Below are 22384 nucleotides of genomic sequence, written 5' to 3'. Positions count from 1 at the left end.
ATCGAATCCTGAAAAGGCCGATGAATTAAGCGTTTTCGTCTGTAGACAAAGGCTTTTGTTCCATCGGTAGATCGCCTGAAGCTAACTGGGGCGCCACAGCGGCCAGGCCAACAACGGGGTAAGTCTCTCGTGGTTTCAGCCCGCGGTCAAAGACCTCCGGGCTGTCTGCAGGCATCGCGTCGACAAACTGACGGATGGAAAGCGTCCATCCGGTTAATACTGTCCAGAACACAGCGAGGAAGATCGCGTTATTGACAATCAGCAATCCGAATGACAACGTCTGCTCCCAGGTGGTCGAGACGCCAGTTGCCGTTGCGGGTGTTGCCCAGGCCGTGCCTGCAGTCATTGCGCTGGAGAGCAGAAACTGGATGCAAAACAGCACGATCCAGGCAATGATGACAGCGAGCAGGCCCATAAGTACTGCCGGGAAAAAGCCGGTTGTCAGATAACTGACAGAGCGGCTGATCGCTCCAAATCCGTCACAATCATCGGCAGCCCAGCATGTTGCCAGAATCGGCCAGGCATATGCGACGAGGAGCAGGACACCACCGGCAATCAGGCTGACAGCAATGGTTAAAGGCGATTCCAGGGCAGAAATCGTTGCTCCCGCCACCGGGATTCTGGTCATGACAGCCAGTCCGGAGAGTCCCAGTTGGCAGGCGAAGTATGTCAACAACAGCAGACTGATAGCCCCAAAGAGTGTCCACCAGCCTCGGGCCGCTTCTTGTAAAAGCGGGATGAATCCCACTTCGCGAAGTGCCAGCGTTCGAGAGGTCGATCTGGCAATCATCAGTCCTGTGAAACCGGATATCCCCCAGTTCAAAAAAACTCCCACCCATGCCAACCATGAGGATGGATCTGGCCACAAGAGTGGATAGGCCAGGGGAGGAAACGTAATCTCGAAAGCGTTCCATGCCAGGAAGTTCGATGTATCCTGTGGAGTGGCGTTGTTTTGAAGTTTCGTAATATCCTCTCGGTACACCGCAGCCTCAGTGATGCTTTGAGGAAGATTTCGCGCCGGAATAAGGGGTAGCTTTTGCCGGCTCTCCAAAGACAAAGATCCCGGGGTCTTCTGCTGAGGCGGAGCGGACAGACTGAGTGAGAAGCCTTGCAATATCAGGCTCGCAACGAGCGCAATTGCCAGGATATTGGGATGAAACGCAATTCCAGCCACAGAGGGGAGGAAGCGAATTGCAAACACAACCCGATCAATCCAATCTCCGGTACTTTGAAAATTTCGCGTTGCCAATCGTCCTGATTCCAATGGCCCCATGAGGCCCTCGCGAGATTTTGAATCTTCAAGTAAAACTCTATTGGTTTTTGAAATGCAATTCTCCGGAAGGTACTGAAAAACCGGCAGCAATACAAAGCTGGACCAAACTCAATTTCAAAGCTGGAAGCAACTTGTTGATTTTCCAGATTCAGCCTGTCGATTTGTTACCAGAAGGTTCTGGTCATGGTAAACTTTTGAATGTCCATGTTTTTGGGGGGAGCTGAGTTTCTCAGTCGGTGAGATGGGAATTGGTCACAAGACATTCTCCCTCGCTGGACAGTTCAATGATGTTCAATTCACGTCAGTTATGATTTGCGAAATCTCTGCAGGGTTGAGGCGGGAAGCATGTCGGAACATCCAGCGGTTGCCCAGAGTGTCGTCCATTTTTCTGCACAGGAAGTGGCTCAATTGGCACAAGAGGACCAGGCGGCAGGTCGGCTTGTCGGCCAACTGCTGGGAGGTTTCTTTGTGATTCTGGTTGCCATGATGGTGGGCTGTGCCTGGTGGACTGCATGGCATTTGCCCCCCTCTTCTGACCCGCAATCTGGGTTGCGAGAGGTTGTGATGCCTGCTGCTGGAAACTGAGTTTTTCATCAGAAAACATCCTCCCATGCAGCCTCAGCAGGCTGCTGTTGACGAATTCGGCAAACTCGCCGACGATCATGACTCCATGAAAAGTGGCTATGTCGCGTAAGTTAGTCTGATGGATTTATGAGCGGGGTCAGGGATGATTCGGCCTCACATGCTCGCCTGCTCTACCTGCCTGGTCTGCTGGCTGGCAGGTTTGTTTCCCATGGTGCTGCGCGGCGATGATTGGAAGTCTCGTCATGAAGCGGGGGATCTCTCCATTTTCGCTGAGTTTCCCTTGAGAGATGTGCAGGGGCTCGTGGATGAATTGGCTGCACTCCAGGGAGAGATCGAAGCGACGTTAAGGCTCAAGGCCAATGATCAGCCGATTGAGATCTATCTTTTTGCCAGTCGCGGGTCGTACGTGAATCACGTTTCGGTCCGAGTTCCGAATGCCGTCAATCGTCGGGCATTGTACGTGCAAGGAAAAGACGCCGGACGAATCTATGCCTATCGTCATCGAGAGATGGATATCGATGTGAGGCATGAGGCCACGCATGCTATTTTGCACAATTGTTTGCCATTTGTACCTCTCTGGCTGGATGAGGGATTAGCGGAGTATTTTGAAGTCAGGCAAGCGGAACGCAAGTCGCAGAATCCTCACCACTCATCGACAAAATGGGTTCGCCGATTTGGTGGACGTCCTGATCTGGTCGCTCTGGAAAAGAAGAGAAATCTCACGGACTTTGATGGAGGGGATTATCGAGACGCGTGGTCTGTTGTGCACTTCATGCTCCACGGGCCACCCGCAGCCCGCAAGATTCTCGATGAGTACTTTGAGACCATCAGTGAAGGGGGCGTACCCCAGTCTTTCAGTCAGGCATTTCCAGCTCAGCTTGGCAATTGGGGCAGCTTATATGCTCAGCATTTCCGTTGATCGCCGATGAAACTCCAGGTCAACGCCATGTGTGCCACTCACAATTGGTAGATACAAAAGTCCATTTTCGTCAGGTGCTCATCCCTGTTCAATATGACCAAACCGAAATCGACAAACCGCATTTCGCGGCACTCTTCGTCGAAACTTCGATTGCCCAAAATCCTCTGAGCGTATAACGTGCCAATAGGACTGATATTGTGGAAATTGCAAGGCTGCAATTTCCACCACGGAGGGATTGGCATGTGGTTGGTTATCGATAGACCGTCGGGCGCTCGTTTTGTCAGGGCCAGTCTGCTGACTGGCTGTATTGGATTACTTTTGCTGGCAGTTTCAGGCCAGACTCTGGCACAGCAAGCCCCGGCGGCAGTCAATACCGCAGCAGAAATCAGTGAAGCCCACCCTCTGGCACCTGCCTTAAAGCTCGCTTATGAATCTCGCGAAGCGCTGAAGGATGTGGTTGATTACGACGCGACATTCAGCAAGCGGGAATTGATTAACGGAAAACTGAAGCCACAAGTCTGCTATGTTCGCATTCGCAAGCAGCCTTTCAGTGTCTACATGAAGTTCATCAAGCCCAATGAAGGGCGTGAGGTGATCTTTGTCGAGGGGCAGAACAAGAATATGCTGCAGGGCCATGAGACGGGCGTCCTGTCGATGATCGGGACGGTTTCACTCCCGATTGATGGCCCCGACGCCATGGCTGAAAATCGCTATCCCATTACCATGCTCGGCATTCATAGCCTGCTGGATCAGGTCATCAAGCAGTGGGAGAGTGAAGCCCGATACGGTGAGGTCGAGGTGAATTTCTATCGGAATGCCAAACTGGGCAAAGACATCAATGTGGAGGTGATCGAGTCCACGCACCCCAAGCCTCGGAATCAGTTTCGATTTCACATGACGAGGCTGTTTCTCGATAAAGCCACCAGGCTGCCACTTCGAGTCGAGCAGTATGGGTTTCCCCAGTCGGGCGATCAGTCTCCACCGCTGGTCGAAGAGTATTCTTATGTTTCGTTGAGAACGAATCTGGGGCTGAAAAACATCGATTTTTCGGTGGATAATCCGCAGTACAAATTCAAGTGATCTCCAGTTGGCGTAATCCCGGTTTGCGTCATCCTGAGAGTTCATGGATTTGCCAGCAAGTATGCTGTACCAGCAGCTCTCGTCGAGTGGAAGCAACCACCAATCAAGTTCAGGAAGGCGATCAGTGAGGGTTGTCGAGACGATTGCCGAATGTCGCAAGGAGTTATCTAAGCTGCGGCAATTTGGAGGACGAACCGGGTTTGTACCCACCATGGGAGCGCTCCATGCCGGCCATGTCAGCTTGATGGAGATCTGTCGCCCACAGGTGGAGATTTCAGTCGCCAGTATCTTCGTCAATCCGACCCAGTTTGCACCCACGGAAGATTTGAGTCGTTATCCGCGACCCCTGGAACATGATCTGGAATTGTGTCGAGCAAGTGGTGTGGATCTGGTCTTTGTGCCGACTGTGGCAGAAATGTATCCGCCACTCGCTCAGACCACGGTGTCGGTCTCCACTCTAACCACTCTCTGGGAAGGGCAATTGCGGCCCACACATTTTCAGGGTGTGACCACGGTCGTGACAAAACTCTTCAATATTGTTCAGCCCCAAGTCGCTTTCTTTGGACAGAAGGATTATCAGCAGCAGGCGATTCTCCGGAGGATGGTGCAGGATCTGGATCAGCCTGTCAAAATCCGCACTTGCAGCACGATTCGAGAATCTGATGGCCTGGCAATGAGCAGTCGCAATGCTTATCTGACCAGCGAGCAGCGATCTCAGGCCACTCAGATTTTTCGTGGTCTCGCGAAATCGGAAAGCCTCTGGCAGGCTGGTGAGCGATCCCCAGCCGTGCTGGAACATGCCATTAAAACAACAATTGCTGAAGTCTCGGCACTCGACATCGATTATGTCGCTATTGTCGATCCCGAAACATTAAAACTACTGGATACGATTGATACTGGAGCTGTGGCCCTGGTGGCCTGCCGATTAGGAACCACCCGGCTAATTGATAATCTGCTCCTGGGGAATGCGAGACAGATTGTTGAGAGTGATTGACACAATTTCCGCCACTCCTCCATTCGATTCTGCCAAGAACGTCCAGGCCTTCTGAAAGATGAACCATGCTCCAGGTCTTGTTCCGTATCCCCTGGGATCATCTGACGATTGGGGGCGTGGAGATTCCCACCTTTGGGTTGGGGATTGTGCTCTTCGCCTGGGCCTTATTGGGAACGGCTATTGTTGGTCGCATGGCGTGGCAAGGCCGGGTCTCTGACCTGCTTCGAGATCCACTGGCAGTGGGAATCTGGGGAGCAGCGGGAGTGGCGATCTGGATGGCTCCCACGATTGGGCCGAAGTTTGCGCCAGAGGGGATCCCGTTTTTTGGTTACGGGCTGATGCTGTTTATCGGCTTTACGACGGCCGTTTTTCTGGCAACCAGGCGAGCGGCAGAGCAGGGGTTACCACCTGAAAAAATCTGGGATCTGGCTGTGGCGATTTTTATTCCCGGGTTAATTGGTGCCCGTCTGTTCTTTGCTGTCCAGTATCCCGAGAAGGTTTTTACGGGTCGTACGCTGCTGGAAAATGTGCTGTCGTTTGTGAATTTATCCCAGGGAGGAATTGTCCTCTTTGGCGGGTTATTGATGGGCACAGTCGCCTATTTTGTGTTCTGTTACTGGAACCGGATTGATCCACTTCGGCTGGCTGACATCATCACACCATCGATTTTTGTGGGCGTCGGTTTTGGTCGCATTGGCTGTCTGCTCAATGGTTGCTGTTACGGAGACGTCTGTCATCTCCCCTTTGCCATTCAGTTTCCAGGCTCGAGTGTTACCTACAGTGAATTCGTGTACCGGGGTGTCATCAGTCCTGTTGAATTGGCCACTCCCTGGCTGCAACCAACGCAAATCTACAGTGCGATTGATGGATTTATTATCGCTTTGGCAGCGTATTTGTACTATCCGTACCGCACCCGGCATGGCGCCGTCTTTGGCCTGGCGGTGCTGACGTATTCCATCACACGCTATCTGATTGAACTCCTGCGAAGCGACGAAGAGGGGCAATTTTCGACCTCGCTGACGATTTCGCAATGGGTAAGTTTAGGTGTGGGAATTTGTGTTTGTGCACTTTTGGTATATGTGTTCTTCTGTGCACAAAAGTTGCAGCGAAAAAGACTCACGGAGTCAGTTCCCGGTTGAGTTTTTATCAAGTTGCCTAAATCGTGCGGCCACGAGTGGTTTCGCTGGAACTTCTCCGGGGAAAATCAAGACTCACATTCCAGACAAGCGGAGTCCTCTGCTATGTCGCGATCGGTAATGACGACTGCTCCAGTTCCTTTCTGGATTGATTGAGTTCCGTGCAGACGCTCACTGACGAAGAATTGATTCAAGCCGCACAAACCGGTCATACGGAGGGTTTTACCCTCCTTGTGAGGCGGTACGAGCAGCGTCTATTCCGGTCGATGACGCGGATTTCGGGCTCTCCGGAGGATGCTGAAGATATTTGTCAGGAAGCATTTACGCGCGCCTGGCGAGCGATCTCCAAATTCCGTGGTGAATCGCAGTTTTATTCGTGGGTTTTTCGAATTGCCTTGAATCTGTTGCGGTCATCGAAAAGGCAATTGAAGGCTTCGGTCTCGCTGGATGCCGTGCGGGATGCGATCGGCGATGATCTGGAAGATCAACGTGCGGATGTCGATCCGAGCCATAGCCTGCAGGTGAGAGATCAACAGCGGGTCGTGCAGGAAGCCATGGACGCCATGGAAGAGTCGTTTCGAACAGTGCTGGTGCTCACCGATCTGGAAGAGATGAGCTATGAAGAAATCGCTCGTGTCGTGGATTGCCCGGTAGGGACAGTCCGCAGCCGGATTCATCGGGCAAGACAAGAATTTCGAGGTCGAATGGAGCGGCTGTTAAGGCAGGAACAAAGAGCCTGTTAAAACTGGCAGTTGGGTTGGAAACAGAAGCATGTTGAGACCGGAAGAAACTGAAGCAATCTCCGCCTGGGTGGATGGTGAATCCTCCTCCATGGAGTCGTTGGAAATCGAGAAGCTGTTGAGCAGTTCGGCCGAAGCACGCGACCTGGCTGAAGTCTTTCGTCACCAGAAGTCGCTCCTCAAGGACGATGCGATCCTTCAGGGCAAAAAGTTTCAGTGGAAGCCGCAATTCTCGACAGCCTCGTTGAAGCAGTCGGGTTGGTCGCGCGAAGCATGGGCGGCCCTGTGTGCGTCGCTGGCGACTGCGGCTGTGTTCGCAATTGGATTTCGGCCAACGGGTCCGGGATCTTCATTTCTTGCCGAAGGGGTGATCGCCGATAACCAGGTTTCTCCTGCGTCTTCCGGCTTTTTGGATAGACTTGAAGGTCAATGGATCAAAGGTGATTCAGAGTCATTGGCCCGTGGCGGGGTGGGAAGACTGGAATCATTTTCCGTAGAAGTCGGGTCGGCCAAACCTGTCGACCAAAATGTTCCTGCCACCAGTCGAAAGCAGGATCAATTCGCCCATGCCCCGGCACCTGTACCCGGTGCGATTACACCGCCTTTGGTTGCTGCCAGAAACTCGACCGGTGCATCGGACTCGTTTTTCATGGATCAGCAGGCCGCTCGAAAAGCGGGAGAATCCAACCCGGTAATAACGCATGATTCTCAGGTTCGTGTCCCGGCCAATCGGGTTTCCATAGGTGATCTGGTGCCCTATCTCGCTGCTGCTCCCCGGATGGTGGCAGTGCTGGAAGTTGATGCCAGGCAACCGGAAGCCATGTCACTGAAAGTTTTAGATCGGCTGGCTGAGAACTCGATTGTTGTTGGTGATTCGGCTGCAGAGATCAGGCAGAACCAGATGATCATGCATCAGCCGGTGCATGCCTCAAATGCCGACCATCAGTCACCGTCAGGTGGCAGCGAGAATTTTGCAACGAATACATCTCCAGGTATGGCAGCAGATGCGAAAGTGCTCGACAAGCCGGTGCAGAATGCGCGCCCCTACCGAGTTCTTGTTGAATCTCAGGAAGTTTCGCCAGTCAATGAAAACTCGAGTGCGATCGTGGCCATTTATCTCGATGTGACCAAATCGAGCCTGGCTCGAGTGTTGACTGAACTCGAACAGGACGGATTACTCGCCGAGGCTCGACTCCGCTCACCTTTAGAGTTGGAGCCAACCTTGGAACTGACCAGGAGTGTGCGAACACCGGCGGCCACCGATTTTGTTGCTGATTTGAAGCCAGCAACACCCGTTGCGCCAGGTGAATCCAACCCTCAGATTTCTGCTGAAGCTGTGATTGCCATGGGAACTCCTGCAAGAGCAGGGCAGCCCCTTGAAACCGAGAATGTCCAGAAGTCACTGAGTGAGATGCAACCTGCTCAAGAAGAGCATTTTCAAGCGGGTCTTCTGAATCTGACGGAGCGCTGGTTTACTCAGCAATCTGGTGGATCTCCAGAGCATGGCCTCGCTCTTGCAGTCACCGAGAATCAATCCGCACAGACAACCAATTCCATGAAATCTGCAAACTCTCCAGAGCGCATGCTTCGACATGTTCAGAACGATATCACGGAAGATCAGAAACTTGAGCAAGAACGCGTTCATCCTCCTCTGATGGTTGAGGCAGTACCGATCCCGCTTCCTCAATTGAATTACTCGACTGGGCCAGAGTCTGGGATTGCTCCAGAGAGTCACGCCGGTTTGACTCGTCAAATCGCAGGAATGGCGGCGCCAAATCAGCCATCGCTGGCGAAGAGGAATGATCCCCAACATCTGGCTGAAAGCCCGGTGGCTGCTAAAGAACAATCTCCATCAGAAGCCAATCTGAACACCTCTTCGAATGGAGTTTTGAACGATCAGACGACGCGGCGAACTTCTGCTCTACCAAAGTCACCACAAATGGATTCAGGGTATGCGTATCGGCAAGCTGTTGAATTTCGCATGCCAGAACCCGGGTCGGACGTGTATCGGACTTTATCAGAGAACCACGCCCAGCGTTCAAGAAACTCTACAACGATGAATTTTCACGCTGAGCCGTCAGCAGGTCAATTGCCTGGGCCAAATGCCCCGATGGCAGCGGCATTGCCTGTCCCTTTAGCGACTCCGCCGGCTGCGGGGAGCATTTCCGAAACCATCAGCGCTCTAACTCCCGAGAACCGCACGATCGTCACGGCAGACCAGTCTGCGGAAGATTCGCGGTCGAGAGAGATGGAGACGACATTGCCACAGGACGTTTCTGATCCTGATCGTGTCCGTTTATTGCTCATTCTCAAGAATCAATCGGCCAAACCATAAAACGCCAGGGCGTTGTCATGGAACAAGCGTCGTTGCTGTTCGATGGGACGAAGAGCGACAATTTCCTTAAGAGCTGATATCCATCGCTTAAGAGACGATCTGGTCGTGCAGACGGGCCAGTCACTGGCAAACATGACCCGATGAATGCCAAAAGTTTCTACTGTGGTCTCAATGACTGGTTTCAGGTCGGCAGGTCTCCAGTTTTCATCTTGAGTACTCGCGACGATTCCTGAAATCTTGCAGACGACGTTTTCCTGATCGGCAAGAGCTTTAAGGCCATCCTGCCAGAGGCTTCGCAACTCTGGGCTCCCTCCGTGGACGGGCATGTTGCCACAGTGATCGAGGATAAAACGAGTGCCGGGACACGCTTTGGCGACCAACGCCGCATCCTTCAATTCACCGGGTCGAATACAAAAGTCGAAGCTCAGGTTGTGCTGACCCAGTTGCTGCATGCTGCGAATAAACTCAGGTTGAGTGCAGGTTCCTTGCGGCGTGTCATCCGCATGCAAGACTCTGCGCACCCCCTTGATCCAGCGGTTCTTGCTCAAATAGGAAGCCCATTTTTCAAAGCCCGGTGTGCCTGGGCAACCAGAGACGACAGCGCCACACATCAGATTTTGCGGGTCTTCGCACAGCGTAGTGACATACTCGACTTCCCTCGTTTGCTGCTCAAAGACGACATCGACTTCCATGTAAACGCTTTTGACGATCCCTAAGCCTTCAGCCGCTGCCTGATAATCGTGCGGTCGATGGCTCTTCCCGAGCGGTTGTGTTGCGGCTGAAGCCTCTGGATCGGTTTTCAACCATCGCAGCTTAAACAAATCGAGATCCCACAGGTGCTGGTGCGTATCGATGATCGGGAAATCAATGTCGGTAGAAGTCGAGCTCGCAACCATTATTTCAAGAACTCCATAAAGAGGCTCTGGTCGAGGTGATGTTGTTCTGATCGGAGGAGTGGGAAAAATTCATGTCCGAGAACGAACACCTTGTCCGAGACATCAAAATACTCAGCACCAACGATCGTTGCAGCCATAAGGCGTTTCCCCAAATCTCCCGGGATCATGAAAACGGCAGTTTTTGCTGCCAGAGATCAGGTCTGGGAGCTGGCTTTTCCCGTGTGACGTTCCGGTTAGGTAAACTTTAACGGTCACTCTTCAAATTCTCTTCGTAACGGTTGTGACTTCAGCAATCAGTTGTTGGTCTGCGTGCCGATTCCCCTCTCAGGCAACGAGGAGGACTTTATGACGGCTGCGACGACAACACTTCAATCTTCGGTGGATATCACTGTTCAGCCACCGGTTCCCGTGCCCACCATCCGGCTGGCTCTGTTGGCTTTTCTCGTTCTCGGTGCGGGAGCAACGCTGACTGCCGGTTTAGATCTGATGGAGTCCAAGCATTGCCAGGGGGCGCTTGAAGCACAGATTTCGGTGGTACGTGCCGAACGTTCTGCACAGATTTCGCAAGTACACGTCACGCCGGGGGCTGTGGTTGCCGTTGGTCAACCATTGATCACTGTGCTTGATCCGCATGTGATTGAGCGAATTGCAACTCTTGAGCAGCAACTGACTGAGGCCAAAGCCGAAGTTGAGCGCTCAAAGGCGGAAGCGGCTGTCGATCTCGAATGGCGTCGAAGAGAACTCAAAGCTGCGGAGTTCGATGCTCAATTGCGAGCCGCCGAGCTTCTGCAATCTCAGTTTCAAAAGCAGGTGGAGCATGTGGCCTGGCAGGATTACCTGAAGCGATTGAATCCGGTGACCACGTTAGTGAGTCTGAAGGCCGAAGCCGGGTCGATCATTTTTGACAAATCGCTTCCTGATGAGGAACGTCTCCGGGCACTGGTGGCTCAGGATGCCGCAGCGACCACTGTGGAGGCCATTTCTGTTCAATTGCAGATCTGTGAGAAGCGTTTAATCGATCTCAAAGAGCTGGATAAGGATCTGGTTCAGTTAATCCAAAAAGCTCATGGTGTGGAAGTCGCGAAGGCTAAAGTTCAACGAATTGAGTTTGAACTCTCGGATCTCAATGCGAAAAAGCAGGGAGTCACCATTCTCAGTGAGAATTATGGCACAGTCAGTGATTTGAATCTTAAGGCGGGAGATCTCGTGACTGCGGGCCAGAAATTGCTGGATCTCGTTGATCAGGATCGCAGATATCTGCTCGCATCGATTCCATCAAAAGATATCTCACAGGTTTCGAAGGGGAGCAAAGTCGAGCTGATCTTCCCCGGCAACCAGATGCGACAAGGAACTGTTGTCGATATTCCTTTAAGAGCCGAAAGCGTCGTGGCGAGCTCTGTGCATGATGTACCGATCGATGTGCGGGTGGAAGCCAGTGGACGCGAATGGCCTGACCTTCCCCTGGGGACGCGAGTGCGTGTGAATTTTGGTCGGAAGCTGTAGATCGCGAGAAGTTCGAATTGGCGTTCCAAACGTGAGCACGGCGTCGAACAAGAACTCAAGGACCGACGGATTGTCTTCAGAAAATCAGTCGACTTTGCATCTAAAAAAGTCAGCGAATGGCCCGAGAGAAATCTCGGGCTTTTTCATTTTTGATAAACTGTCTTTACAGAAAAGCAAGATTTGTTTTTTATCTTCGAAGATCGATCTCGAAGGTGGAGTAAGGCCTGAATCTGCATTTTTGTAGCGTGGGCCCCGGGAGTCAGGAATGCAGATATCTAACCAGGTTGTACTGGTCACGGGTGGAGGAAAAGGGATTGGCGAGGCTCTGGCGATTAAAGCCTCCCAGCAATCCCCTCGTGTGGTGATCGTGGCAGATCGAGACCAGAGTTTTGCCGAATCTGTTGCGGCACGTTGTGAGTCCGTCGCTGAAGCGATCTGCTGTGATGTCTGCGTACCCACCGATTTGGCAAAACTGACGAATCACATCACCGAGAAATACGGTTCGATCGATATCGTTTTTTCCAATGCCGGCGCAACAGCTAAGGGTGGGCTTGAAACCTCTCTGGAAGACTGGAACAAGCTCTGGCAGATCAATGTGCTCTCGCATGTCGAGCTGGCACGATTGACGATTCTTCACATGGCTCAAAAGGGGAGTGGTGCATTTATTGTGACCGCTTCAGCCGCTGGAGTTTTGACGGAAATTGGTTCATTGGCATACTCCGTCACCAAGCATGGCAGTCTTGCCATTGCCGAATGGCTTTCAGTCCATTACCGACGACAAGGGGTGCAGCTTCATTGCCTTTGTCCTGCGGGAGTTGCGACGGATTTTCTGGACCTGGATGACCCGATTCATCAGTTCCTGCACATGAGTGCCTTGACCGCTGAGCAGGTCGCTGAGGCCGCTTTTGAAGCGATCGAGCTCAATCGCTTTCTCGTATTACCGCACAAGGAAGTTCTGGAATTCTTCCAGTTCAAAACGCAGGACTACGACCGCTGGCTGCATAACTTTTCGCGGGTGCAGGAGCGGCTAGCCAAACTGGCTTCTAAAAATCAGAGTTAGACTTCGGCTGAAGAGAGTGGTTTGCGGCCGCCAAAAGCGGCAAACGAGACATTCTTATGCAGAATTTCCAATGACTCAAAGCCGACAGCACTCAGCTTGAAAAGCTGATCGACGACAGGTTTGGGCGTATCTTCTTTGGCGATGTAGTCGAACACGTGCTGGCAATAGGCAGCATCTTTAAGCTGGGTGAGATAATCGCCGTAGATCGACTTCATGACGAGTTCGATTTCGCTGGTTGAACTGGCGACCAGATCAAAAATCCAGAACCAGCCGCCGGGCTGCATCGCTTCATAGATTTTGCGGAAGACGAGGGTCCACTCGTCATCAGTTCGTAAATGATGCAGGACGGCCGCAGCGACCACGAGATCAAATTTTTGTGGAGGAAGCTTCAGCTCTCGAATATCGCCCTGGATGGAAGAGATCGTTTTAGCGGTGGAGGTTTCCAGTCGAGAGCGTGCCCGGTGGAGCATGGGTTCGCTCAGGTCGATTAAAGTTACGTTCATCGTTGGGATTGCCTGGAGCAACTTCAACGAAAAGTTACCGGCCCCACAGCCAATATCCAGCAGCTCTTGAGCACCCGGTATGGTTGCTTGAGTGGCTCTTGCAATCAGATCGAGGCAATATGCCGCATCAATGGTAGACGTCTGGCCTGTCTCAAGATTTGAGAATCGCTCGACATCATGATCGAAGCGATTCCGGATCTCTTCAACTGTGGATTTGCTGGCTGCAGGATGCATGGCTTAATCCTGTTCATCATGGGCGCTGGCAGGGCCGGCATCAAAATCCTGCTCGCCATCATAGAGCGTTTCTTCATCTTCGAAATCATCGACTTCGGAATCGAAGACTTCCTGCATTTCGTTGCGGTCATCCTGGTTTTGCGGCTTAATGCGACCAGCCGAATCTGTCTCTCGACTGCGGAAATACAGCTTGATAGGAACTTCCTTGAAGGGGAGCTCTTCTCGGAAGACGCCCAGCAGGTAACGCTTCCAACTGTCGTCCAGCAGGTTGGCATCATTACATTTTAAGACGATGGTGGGGGGCTCAGCAGCCACTTGAGTCGCATAGTACAGCTTAACGTTACGATTCTGCCGCATCGGTGGCGGCCAGTTCTTGACCGCTTTTTTGACCAGCCGATTGAGTTCGCCTGTGCCAATACGCATCAATGCCTGTTTGAAGATTGACTGTGCAAGATTGATCAGCTTTTTGACGTTCTTCCCGGTCATCCCGGTAATGAAGGCCAGAGGGACATGCCGCATGCTGGCAAAGTTCTGCAGCAGGTACTCATTCCAGGCTTCCATTTCCTGGTCGCCATGCAGATCCCATTTATTGACCACAAAAATACAGGGTTTGTGATACTCGTAGATTTCATGCACCAGTTGTTTATCGACGCGTGAGATGGGCTGCGTGCAATCGAAGAACATGAGCACGACGTTCGCGCGCCGGATACTGCGCTTGGCTCTGGCCAGGCCATACCACTCGATATCGTTCGCCAGAGACTTTCGCTTGCGAACCCCGGGTGTATCAATCGCGACGAACGATTTCCCATCGAGTTCAAATCGCACATCGACACTGTCGCGCGTTGTACCGGGAATTTCGCTGACGATCATTCGCTCCGTCTCAGCCAGCGAATTCACGAAGGTGCTTTTCCCCACATTACGGCGACCAACAATGGCCAGTTTCAATTCGGGTTCGGCTGTATCCTGTTCCCCATCCTGCTGCTCGTCGGCATTGGCATCAGGAAGATTTTCCAGGATGGCAGCCATCAGGTCATTGCGATTTCGGTTTCCTTTAACACTCGTGACCACAATCGGGCCATCGGCCAGAGCGTAGAAGGGCCCCAACTCAAGATCGAGCTTCGGTGAATCGCACTTGTTAACCACCACCAGCTTGCGTGTGGAAATCGGGCGCAGCCTTCGTGACACTTCGAGGTCGAGTGCCGTTAAACCGGCTGAACCATCGACGACAAACAGGATCAGATCCGCTTCCTGAATCCCTACGTTGATCTGATAGTCGATCTCGTTACTGAGGTCGTCAACATCAACAATGCCAATTCCGCCGGTATCCACCAGTTCAAAATAACGATCCCCTTCATGCATCAGATACATGACTCGATCACGAGTGACACCAGCGGTGGGGTCGACCACCGAGATTCTCTTCTGAGCCAGCCAATTGAGAATTGAGCTTTTGCCGACATTGGGTCGACCGACGATAGCAACTTTGGGAATCGACATAAAACAGTTTCACTTCGAGCACTTAAGCAGACAAATTCTGGAAATCGCGTGAGCACTTCCCGCAGGAGTGGGGTCTCGACAAACCAATCGTCGAGTCTTCAAGCGGCTATCTGATTTCGTGGCCGCTTTCGTAACGATTTGTGCATTATCGTCTGATCCAACGGGAGAAGTTGCAATCAATGCAATGGTGAATCAGACAACTCATTTTCGCTAAGAATAACGAATCGATACGAATTTCGCATCTGCCGGGCTGATTTGTGATTCGGTTCAATCGAAGTCAGAATCTCGTTTGGGTTTGCGGTTCTGCCGGCTATTCGTGCCATCCTTTCAACCCGGATTGAATCAGCAAGAGCGGTTGGTGGAAAACTCAGCGCTCAGGTCGAAGAGCGAATTTTCCTTTTAGGTGGACGATTTATGCCTGAGAGTAGGGAACGGTGGCGATCTTTTGCCGAAGAGATCAGGGAGTGGGGGCCTCAGGGTTCCCGAAGCGCCTGTACTTTGGCTGAGGCGGAGAGCTATTGTCGAAAGCTGGCCACGGGCCATTATGAGAATTTCCCGCTCGTTTCGCTGCTGTTACCTAAAAAGCTGCATCAGCCATTTTTTAATGTTTATGCCTTTTGCCGCTGGTCTGATGATCTCGGAGACGAAATCAACGATCCCGTTCGATCACTGCAGCTGCTCCAGTGGTGGCGCGAGCAGATGGTCTTATGTCACCAGGCGGCCAGCAGTCAGGAGTTATCCGGGGAAATCTCTCTCGCACATCCAGTGATGATTGCTCTGCAAAAGACCATTCAAGAATTCGGAATTCCTTTACAGCCGTTTGTTGATCTGATTTCCGCGTTCGAGCAGGATCAGTGCCAGACGAGATATGAGACTTTTGAGGATCTGCTGAATTATTGTGAGAGGAGTGCGAATCCTGTTGGGAGACTCGTGTTGTACCTCGGCCGGGATGTTTCGGAGCAGAATGTCTTCTGGTCAGATGCGATTTGTACGGGATTGCAACTGGCAAATTTCTGGCAGGATGTCGCGCGAGACTATCTGATTGGCAGGATCTACCTTCCCTTGGCAGAGATGAAGGAGTTTGGTGTTTCTGAGGAGACGATTCGAGAGAGAATTTCGACCGAAGCGTTTCAAAAGTTGATGACTTTTCAAGTGGAGCGAACGCGTCTCTTCTTTGAAAAGGGAAAGCCACTTGTGAACCATGTCACCAACGATTTGAGGCTGGACGTCGATTTGTTTATTCGCGGCGGAGAATGCATTCTCGATAAGATTGCCAGGATCAAATATCGAGTTCTGGAAACCAGGCCCAAAGTCACCAAGTGGGATGGCGGACGATTGCTGATCATGGCGCTGGGGCGAAGTCTTCGGAAAAGGTTTTTTGGCTGATTTCAGGTAAGGGTAGCGACATGTGCGTTCGTTCTCCTGAACAGCACTCATTCCAAGAAGTCAGCACGCAACAATCGAGAGACATGTTAGATCCCAAAGGCTAATCCCCAGCGCAGAAACAAAATTCCATTTGTTTTTCTCTTTGGTGATCGTATTGATTAGTGAAACAGTCTGCGGAAATCCAGAGGTCTTATGGCTCCTGCCCCTGCATCCGAGAGTTTACCGCAGTCTGCTCGCCAGCTCAGCGTGGCGGAATCGTTCCAGTGGGCCGAAGAGGTCACCAGGCGATCCCGATCCAATTTTCGCTGGTCTTTTTTCACACTGGATCGTCAGCGGCGGCAGGCTATGGAAGCCTTATACAGCTTCATGCGACTGACTGATGACCTGGGGGATAACGAGGGGCTATCGATCTCTGAGCGAACTGAGCAACTGATCGCCTGGCGAAAAATGCTGGACGCTGCCCTGGCTGGCGAGAGTCAGCCACATCCTTTAATGCCGGCTCTGGTGGATACGATTTCCAGGTACCAGATCCCAGCCTGTTATCTGCATGATGTGATCACTGGAGTCGAGATGGATTTACATCCAGTTCAACTCAAGAGCTGGGCCGAACTGGAAAAGTATGCCTATCATGTCGCGGGAGCTGTGGGGCTGTGCTGTATTCACATCTGGGGATTTCAAGAGGATCAAGCACAGGCCCGGGCACTCGCCTGTGGCAGAGCCATGCAGTACACGAACATCCTGCGCGATGTGAACAGTGATCTTGCTCTGGGGAGAGTTTACCTACCAGAAGAATTACTGCGTCAGCATCGATACTCTCTTGATGACTTGCGGCAAAGGGCGTACACGGCACCGTTTGTCAGTGCGATGCGAGAGTTTGCCGAGGTGACCAGGGCTAACTACAGGGAGGCAGCACTGCTGGTGAGTGAACTGGAGCCACCGGGCAGGCCGATTCTTCGGGTGATGCTCGATACTTACCAGACTTTGCTGGAACGGATTGAACATGCAGAGTTCCGTGTTTTCGAACAGCGAATTCGTGTTCCGGTCTGGCAGAAACTCTGGTTTGTAGGCCGCACCTTCCTGCCAGGTGGATTTCGCAGGCCGTGATTCGGTTGCCATGATGGAACAGCTCTTGTGTCGCATGCATGCGCCGAGCCAGACATGATTTTGATTTGGTTCAAAACAAAAAAAGCCCTGCAAGGATCAAAATCCGTGCAGGGCTTTTTTGAAAACAAATAGCGAGAAACAATCAGCGAGTGAGTTCGCTGGCGTCTCTCAGTTGAATTGGCGAATGACACCGACCAGCACGCCCAGAACTTCGACTCGATTCGAGTAGATCGGCTTCATGGTGCTATTGGCAGGTTCAAGACGAATTCGAGTTGGTTCACGATAGAACCGCTTGAGTGTGGCATCCACGCCATCAACAAGGGCCACTACGATTTCGCCATCACGGGCATCGGCTTGGCGCTTGATGACCACGTAATCGCCTTCAGCAATCTGATCTTCGATCATGGAGTCACCTTTGACTCGCAGACAGAAATGATCTTCTGAATCGAAGAGATGGCTGAAATCGACTCGTTCTTCCTGCTGTTCTGCCAATACAGGGATACCGGCAGCAATCTGGCCCGCCATGGGAAGAGTCATACGGGAAGCTGGGCTGTCAGCCAGTTGAATCGCCCGCGACATATGAGATTCACGAGAGATCAGCCCTTTTCGTTCGAGGGCCTTCAAGTGACACATCACCCCGTTGGGAGAACGAATACCAAAGTGAGTCCCGATTTCTCTGACAGTCGGACCGTATCCTCGATTCATAATCTTGTCGCGGAGAAAATCGTAAATCTCTTTTTGCCGCGTCGTCAGATTGACCTTCATGCTCATGCCATCCTGTGTTTAGGCATTGTCTTTCGACATTTCATGGTGAATACACGCCAGCAATGAATGCAAATCGTCGCCTGTTACGAAGTGTTCTCTTGCCGGTGATACTAGCAAAAATCCTAATATACTGACGTGAACGTGACAAGTGAGTATCGACACCTTTGTCCACAGGTGACAAATTTCTTTAGTGAAAACCAGAATGGATACTTATCCAGATAACAAAGATGTCATCATTCAATAGCCCGGCCAAATGTATACAGTGTTTTCGAAGATCTCTTTCAAAAGATCTCACTTTTTCCGCACAAAACCGGGAAATTCACAGACTAAGCCTGCTTCTCTTAACCGTCAGTCATTCCATGTACTTCGGTCTTTCCACCCAAGAAACGAAACAGCCACGGTGCCCGCACAACATGCGAACATTCGTGGCTGGATCAGCTTACGGTAGAAAACGAGACCGAGAGATTAGTTCTGGTTAGTCTCCTGGGCTTTGGCTGCCCGCAAATGCTTGAGCAGCACTTCTCGTAATTCTGGTTCGAGAATCGAGGGCTGAACCTGCGTAGAAATGACTGTTCCCTGAGGATCGATCAGCCAAATCGTGGGCAATGTATTAATGCCGTAGTGAGTGGCCAGTGGATGATTCCACCCGCGCTTGGCTCGCTCTGAATGGAAAATCTGTGGCCAGGAGACACCTGTTTCCTCCAGGAATCGATCGACTGCGGATTCTTCGAGATCCAGATTGACACCCACTGTGACGCAGTATTTCTCGTATTTTTTCGAGATTTCCAGCAGTTGGGGAAGTTGATCGCGAAAAGGTTTGGAAGCTGTTGACCAGAAGACCACAAGAACGGCTTTGCCGCGATACTCATCCATGGTGATGAAATTGCCATCCAGAGCCGGCCCGGCGAGTTCGAGTGATTTACCTGGGAGATCAATCCGGCGCAGGACGTTGGTGATTTGCTGTGCTTCGGGAGTTCCTGGAAATTTCTGCTCGATGAGGCGGTAGCAGGTCACGGCTTCTTCGAGTTGACCGTTCATTTCGCAACTTGTGGCGGCAGCTAAGAGGAACGGCAAGCTTTTGGCCGAATCCTTGGGAAAGCGTGTCGCATACAATTGCGACTGTCTGGAGAGTTCAATCAGCCAGCGTGGCTCAGTTTCTGAAGAACGCAGTGCATTGGAATGTGCCAGGCTGACAACGGTCTGCTGGGCTTCGGCAGCGGCATCTGACTCCGGTCGATTCTCGAAAAAGACGGCAGCAATGTCATACAGGGCCGACGTACTTTCGGCATCTCCTTGCAGGGCGAGTTGCAGATGGCTTTCGAGGAGGTGATGGGCTGAAACGGTAAAGAGTCGCTCCTGAGCTTTGTCTTTCGCTGTGACTGCCAATGCCCCGGTCGCAAGTTCGATAATCTGTTTGTTTCGTTCTGTGCGGAGTTTCTTCTGCGTTTCCATTTGTTCCCGGAGTTTTTCCTGAGCCGCCGGGTTATCGGCGGCGGCAGTCTCAATCACAGGGTAGGGGAGCAGGCGAATTCGCAGAATTTCACGAACGGCCCATTCAGGTGAGCCTTTCTCCGGTTCAGGAGTCTCAGTGAGTGGTTCGAGGGGTTCTTCAGGTTCATCGTCGTCCACGTTTCCGGGGGTTGCCGCAGTTCCCGGGGCAGGAATCGAAGCCACTGGCAGGGCACTTCCTGGATTGTTTGAAGTGACCGCGGACGGTTTGGCACCGGGAGAGACAGCCTCGGAGGCTGAGTTTGTGCCCACAGATGTTGTGCCGGCAGTGTCGCTGCAGCCAGCAGCTGCGAAGGTCAAAAGGCTCAATATCAGTGCATAACTGCAGTTTATTCGAGGCATTCGTGACATCCTTGTCGAGAACTTTGGCTGCAGAGGTTTATCCAGCACCTCTTTGGCGAGCCATACGTTCTACGGCAAGAACTGCCGATTCGACAAGAGCGGTTGCAGAATGTTCTCTGAAAAGGAACACTCGGTATCCAAATTCGCGTGGTATTCCCGAATGTCGAGAGAGCTGAGATGACCAGTCTGACTGTCGAAAACTACCTGAAGGCCATGCTTCAGATCGGCCTCAAGCATCAGCAGCACTGGGTCACAACTGGTCAACTGGCTTCCGAGCTCAATGTATCGCCTGGCTCGGTTACCAGCATGCTCAAGACCCTCAGTGAGGCGAATCTGGCGGAGTATCGACCTTATGGCGGAGTCGCATTGACTGAAACCGGGAAAACTCTGGCTCTGAGAATGCTGCGTAGGCATCGTTTGATCGAGCTTTTTCTTGTGCAGACATTGAAGTTGACCTGGGATCAAGTGCATGAAGAAGCCGAGCACATGGAGCATGCCGTCAGTGATTTTCTGGTTGAGCGAATTGATGAGTTTCTTGACCGACCAGTTGCCGATCCTCATGGCGATCCCATACCGGCCTCTGATGGTGTCATGCGAGGCGTGGAAGAAGCCACGTTTCCTTTAGCAGAAATCTCCTGTGGTGAATGGTTTCGTGTCAGTCGGGTGGTGAACCAGGATCCTGCGTTTTTGAGATTTTTGACTGAGTCTGGAATCGAGATTGGATCGATTGGGATCGTTCGCAGCAACAGTCCTGAAGCTGGCATGGTTTCGTTCGAACTCTCAGGCCGACCGCTCAATCTTGGCCACTCAGCTGCTGCTGATCTGCAGGTGGTCGTTTGCAAGCCAGAGGCTCAATGACTCGCGCCTAACTCCAATCGCTGACTGAGAAGGCCGATTCTCAACAAGTTATGCAGCCTGCGCTGTGTGCTCGCGATTGCCTGAACTCGTGAATTGGTCGGGGCTTCGGCGTAGTGATTGACCGTGAAGGAGTCGATCGGCCACGCTTCCTTCAATCCAGGCATGGTAACTCCACCACGAAAGCGCAAATCCGATTCCAGCAACAAGTACAAACTGAATAGTCGCTGGCAGCGATGTCCGCACGGCACCAATTTCTAAAGCCACAATCAGCGGATGATGAACCAGATAGATCCAGAAAGAAGCTTTTGCCAAACGAAAAAACAGCGGCGGAAGTGGGGGCAATTTGGTGGCCATCATCCAGCAGGTGAGTGTCCAGAAAAATGCTGTCGCCGCCAGCAGGATGCCTGTCAGCCAGCGGTGTGGCGAGGTCCAGGTCTCGTTGGCAGAGCTCAGCATTTGGGGAGCATGAGTGAGTTGATAAACCGCGATCAAGGCGGCTATGGCCGTCAATAACGAAAATCCAAGAACTGCAGGATGATCGAGAAACCGAGGTTGGCCGAGTGCAGCCAGGGTTATGCCAAGTAGAAAGAACTCAGCGGAGTAAGCAAACTTGGCAGGATCTGGAAGAAATCCGTGCTGAAATCCGGTCACAACATCTGGTCGCCAGATGAGAGTCAGGCTGACGATGCCTAAAAATGCGAGCCCGCAAAGTATGGCTCGCAGGGTTCCTGGATTCTTTCTTGAAATCGAAAGCACGGATGCTGCCTCGCTCGATCGTTCAGGGGATGAAATCCACGGCTGAATTTTCCAGAGGGCAAGTGGAAGGCTCATCAGTAGCAGATACTGCAAATACCACAGGTGGCTGAACCCCCAGAGTTGAGCGTAATCACCTGTTAACTTCAGGCTTCGTAGTTTGACGGCTGGTAACTCTCCGCTGAGAACCCAGCCACCAATCCACAAATACATTTCGATGGGCAGGATGATCATGCAGCCTGCGAGGAAAGGTCTTCCCAGTCGTTTGAGTCGAGATCTCATGAATTCGACGGCACTGCGGTTTTTCAGACTCTGCCAGCAGCCGTAGCCACTCAGACAGAAAAACAGTGGCATGATGAACGACTCGATCCACCAGAAGAGTCCGTCGGCGAGACTCGAAGAGGCTGAGGACCGGGCCGGCCAAGCCAGTCCCTGGAGGGGATGATGCAGATAAGGGATCGCTGCATGGAGCACGACCACCAGAAATGCTCCACCACCGCGGAGGGCATCCAGTCCCCGATCCCGGTTGGCAATGACAGGCGGCGGAAAAGTGTTCGAGCCCACCATGGCTCCTGGAACACGCAGCATAACATCCCTGTTCGACGAGTTAGGAAGAGCCGGGAGATATCAGAATTTCACTGATACGGGCAGATCAGATTTGCGGACTCGCGGCAAATTCTTCGTCGCGCAGAAAGCGAAGCTGCAGTTTTTTCTCGACGGCACTCAGAGGTTTCCAACTGCCTTTTGCGACTCGATCTGGCGGCTTGATTTCATGTCTGAACAGCCGGTTTCGCTCATATTCCGCCACTTCATCAGTTGATGATGTGTATGGCTATCTCTTTGTGGGACAATAATTTATCGCGAATTCTTGCTTTTATTGCTTCAGGTTCTCAGGTTCTTTGGTATTTTAGAAAG

Annotated in this window: 19 protein-coding genes; 12 read left to right on the top strand and 7 right to left on the bottom strand. The window is 52.1% G+C overall.

What is annotated here, in order from left to right; translation table 11 throughout:
- Positions 1 to 25 precede the first annotated feature (25 nt).
- Positions 26 to 1201, bottom strand: a complete 1176-nt coding sequence (locus PLIM_RS11635) for a hypothetical protein (RefSeq protein WP_148227087.1) — start codon at positions 1199 to 1201, stop codon at positions 26 to 28.
- A gap of 417 nt (positions 1202 to 1618) precedes the next feature.
- Between PLIM_RS11635 and PLIM_RS11625 the strand changes: the two genes are divergently transcribed.
- The 7 genes from PLIM_RS11625 (at position 1619) to PLIM_RS11590 (ending at position 9062) form a co-directional block, all read left to right on the top strand.
- Entirely contained in the window at positions 1619 to 1858 is a 240-nt protein-coding gene (locus tag PLIM_RS11625) for a hypothetical protein (RefSeq protein ID WP_013110514.1), read from the top strand.
- Positions 1859 to 2000: 142 nt separating this feature from the next.
- A complete protein-coding gene (locus tag PLIM_RS11620) occupies positions 2001 to 2777 on the top strand; it encodes a DUF1570 domain-containing protein (RefSeq protein ID WP_041401635.1) in 777 nt (258 codons plus the stop codon).
- 240 nt (positions 2778 to 3017) lie between these two features.
- Complete coding sequence (locus PLIM_RS11610; RefSeq protein ID WP_013110512.1) at positions 3018 to 3857, top strand: DUF1571 domain-containing protein; 840 nt, start codon at positions 3018 to 3020, stop codon at positions 3855 to 3857.
- A gap of 124 nt (positions 3858 to 3981) precedes the next feature.
- Positions 3982 to 4851, top strand: a complete 870-nt coding sequence (gene panC, locus PLIM_RS11605; RefSeq protein WP_013110511.1) for a pantoate--beta-alanine ligase — start codon at positions 3982 to 3984, stop codon at positions 4849 to 4851.
- Positions 4852 to 4916: 65 nt separating this feature from the next.
- Positions 4917 to 5990, top strand: coding sequence for a prolipoprotein diacylglyceryl transferase (locus PLIM_RS11600; protein WP_013110510.1), 1074 nt, complete (start codon positions 4917 to 4919; stop codon positions 5988 to 5990).
- Between the two features lie 158 nt (positions 5991 to 6148).
- Positions 6149 to 6730 carry a sigma-70 family RNA polymerase sigma factor gene (locus PLIM_RS11595; RefSeq protein ID WP_013110509.1) on the top strand — a complete coding sequence of 194 codons (582 nt, stop codon included), beginning with the start codon at positions 6149 to 6151 and terminating at the stop codon, positions 6728 to 6730.
- Between the two features lie 28 nt (positions 6731 to 6758).
- On the top strand, positions 6759 to 9062 hold the full coding sequence (locus PLIM_RS11590; protein WP_013110508.1) for a helix-turn-helix domain-containing protein: 2304 nt from the start codon (positions 6759 to 6761) through the stop codon (positions 9060 to 9062).
- Here the strand turns inward: PLIM_RS11590 and PLIM_RS11585 are convergent.
- Positions 9044 to 9958, bottom strand: coding sequence for an amidohydrolase family protein (locus tag PLIM_RS11585; RefSeq protein ID WP_013110507.1), 915 nt, complete (start codon positions 9956 to 9958; stop codon positions 9044 to 9046). The genes PLIM_RS11590 and PLIM_RS11585 overlap by 19 nt on opposite strands.
- Positions 9959 to 10303: 345 nt before the next feature.
- Here PLIM_RS11585 and PLIM_RS11580 point away from each other — a divergent pair, with 345 nt between their 5' ends.
- Both PLIM_RS11580 and PLIM_RS11575 read left to right on the top strand, forming a co-directional pair.
- Positions 10304 to 11461, top strand: a complete 1158-nt coding sequence (locus PLIM_RS11580) for an HlyD family secretion protein (RefSeq protein WP_013110506.1) — start codon at positions 10304 to 10306, stop codon at positions 11459 to 11461.
- A 265-nt stretch (positions 11462 to 11726) separates the two neighbouring features.
- Entirely contained in the window at positions 11727 to 12521 is a 795-nt protein-coding gene (locus PLIM_RS11575) for an SDR family NAD(P)-dependent oxidoreductase (protein ID WP_013110505.1), read from the top strand.
- On the opposite strand, the gene PLIM_RS11570 is transcribed toward PLIM_RS11575, so the two are convergent.
- Positions 12518 to 13258 (bottom strand): class I SAM-dependent methyltransferase, encoded by a 741-nt coding sequence (locus tag PLIM_RS11570; RefSeq protein WP_013110504.1) that lies wholly within the window; start codon positions 13256 to 13258, stop codon positions 12518 to 12520. The genes PLIM_RS11575 and PLIM_RS11570 overlap by 4 nt on opposite strands.
- A gap of 3 nt (positions 13259 to 13261) precedes the next feature.
- Entirely contained in the window at positions 13262 to 14752 is a 1491-nt protein-coding gene (der, locus tag PLIM_RS11565; RefSeq protein ID WP_013110503.1) for a ribosome biogenesis GTPase Der, read from the bottom strand.
- Positions 14753 to 15166: 414 nt separating this feature from the next.
- Between der and hpnC the strand changes: the two genes are divergently transcribed.
- Positions 15167 to 16138, top strand: coding sequence for a squalene synthase HpnC (hpnC, locus tag PLIM_RS11560; RefSeq protein ID WP_013110502.1), 972 nt, complete (start codon positions 15167 to 15169; stop codon positions 16136 to 16138).
- A 192-nt stretch (positions 16139 to 16330) separates the two neighbouring features.
- Complete coding sequence (locus PLIM_RS11555; protein ID WP_013110501.1) at positions 16331 to 17242, top strand: phytoene/squalene synthase family protein; 912 nt, start codon at positions 16331 to 16333, stop codon at positions 17240 to 17242.
- Between the two features lie 168 nt (positions 17243 to 17410).
- Here PLIM_RS11555 and lexA read toward each other — a convergent pair whose 3' ends face one another.
- Both lexA and PLIM_RS11545 read right to left on the bottom strand, forming a co-directional pair.
- Positions 17411 to 18007 (bottom strand): transcriptional repressor LexA, encoded by a 597-nt coding sequence (lexA, locus tag PLIM_RS11550; RefSeq protein ID WP_013110500.1) that lies wholly within the window; start codon positions 18005 to 18007, stop codon positions 17411 to 17413.
- Between the two features lie 465 nt (positions 18008 to 18472).
- Positions 18473 to 19858 (bottom strand): TlpA disulfide reductase family protein, encoded by a 1386-nt coding sequence (locus tag PLIM_RS11545; protein ID WP_013110499.1) that lies wholly within the window; start codon positions 19856 to 19858, stop codon positions 18473 to 18475.
- 177 nt (positions 19859 to 20035) lie between these two features.
- Here PLIM_RS11545 and PLIM_RS11540 point away from each other — a divergent pair, with 177 nt between their 5' ends.
- Positions 20036 to 20716: a metal-dependent transcriptional regulator gene (locus tag PLIM_RS11540; RefSeq protein ID WP_013110498.1), complete on the top strand. Its 681-nt coding sequence runs from the start codon at positions 20036 to 20038 to the stop codon at positions 20714 to 20716.
- Positions 20717 to 20764: 48 nt separating this feature from the next.
- On the opposite strand, the gene PLIM_RS11535 is transcribed toward PLIM_RS11540, so the two are convergent.
- Positions 20765 to 22057, bottom strand: coding sequence for an acyltransferase family protein (locus PLIM_RS11535; RefSeq protein ID WP_013110497.1), 1293 nt, complete (start codon positions 22055 to 22057; stop codon positions 20765 to 20767).
- Positions 22058 to 22384 lie beyond the last annotated feature (327 nt).

The sequence above is a fragment of the Planctopirus limnophila DSM 3776 genome (assembly GCF_000092105.1).
Lineage (GTDB): Bacteria > Planctomycetota > Planctomycetia > Planctomycetales > Planctomycetaceae > Planctopirus > Planctopirus limnophila.
The sequence above is the reverse complement of the archived record's forward strand: the minus strand, read 5'-3'. Positions and strand labels throughout refer to the sequence as shown.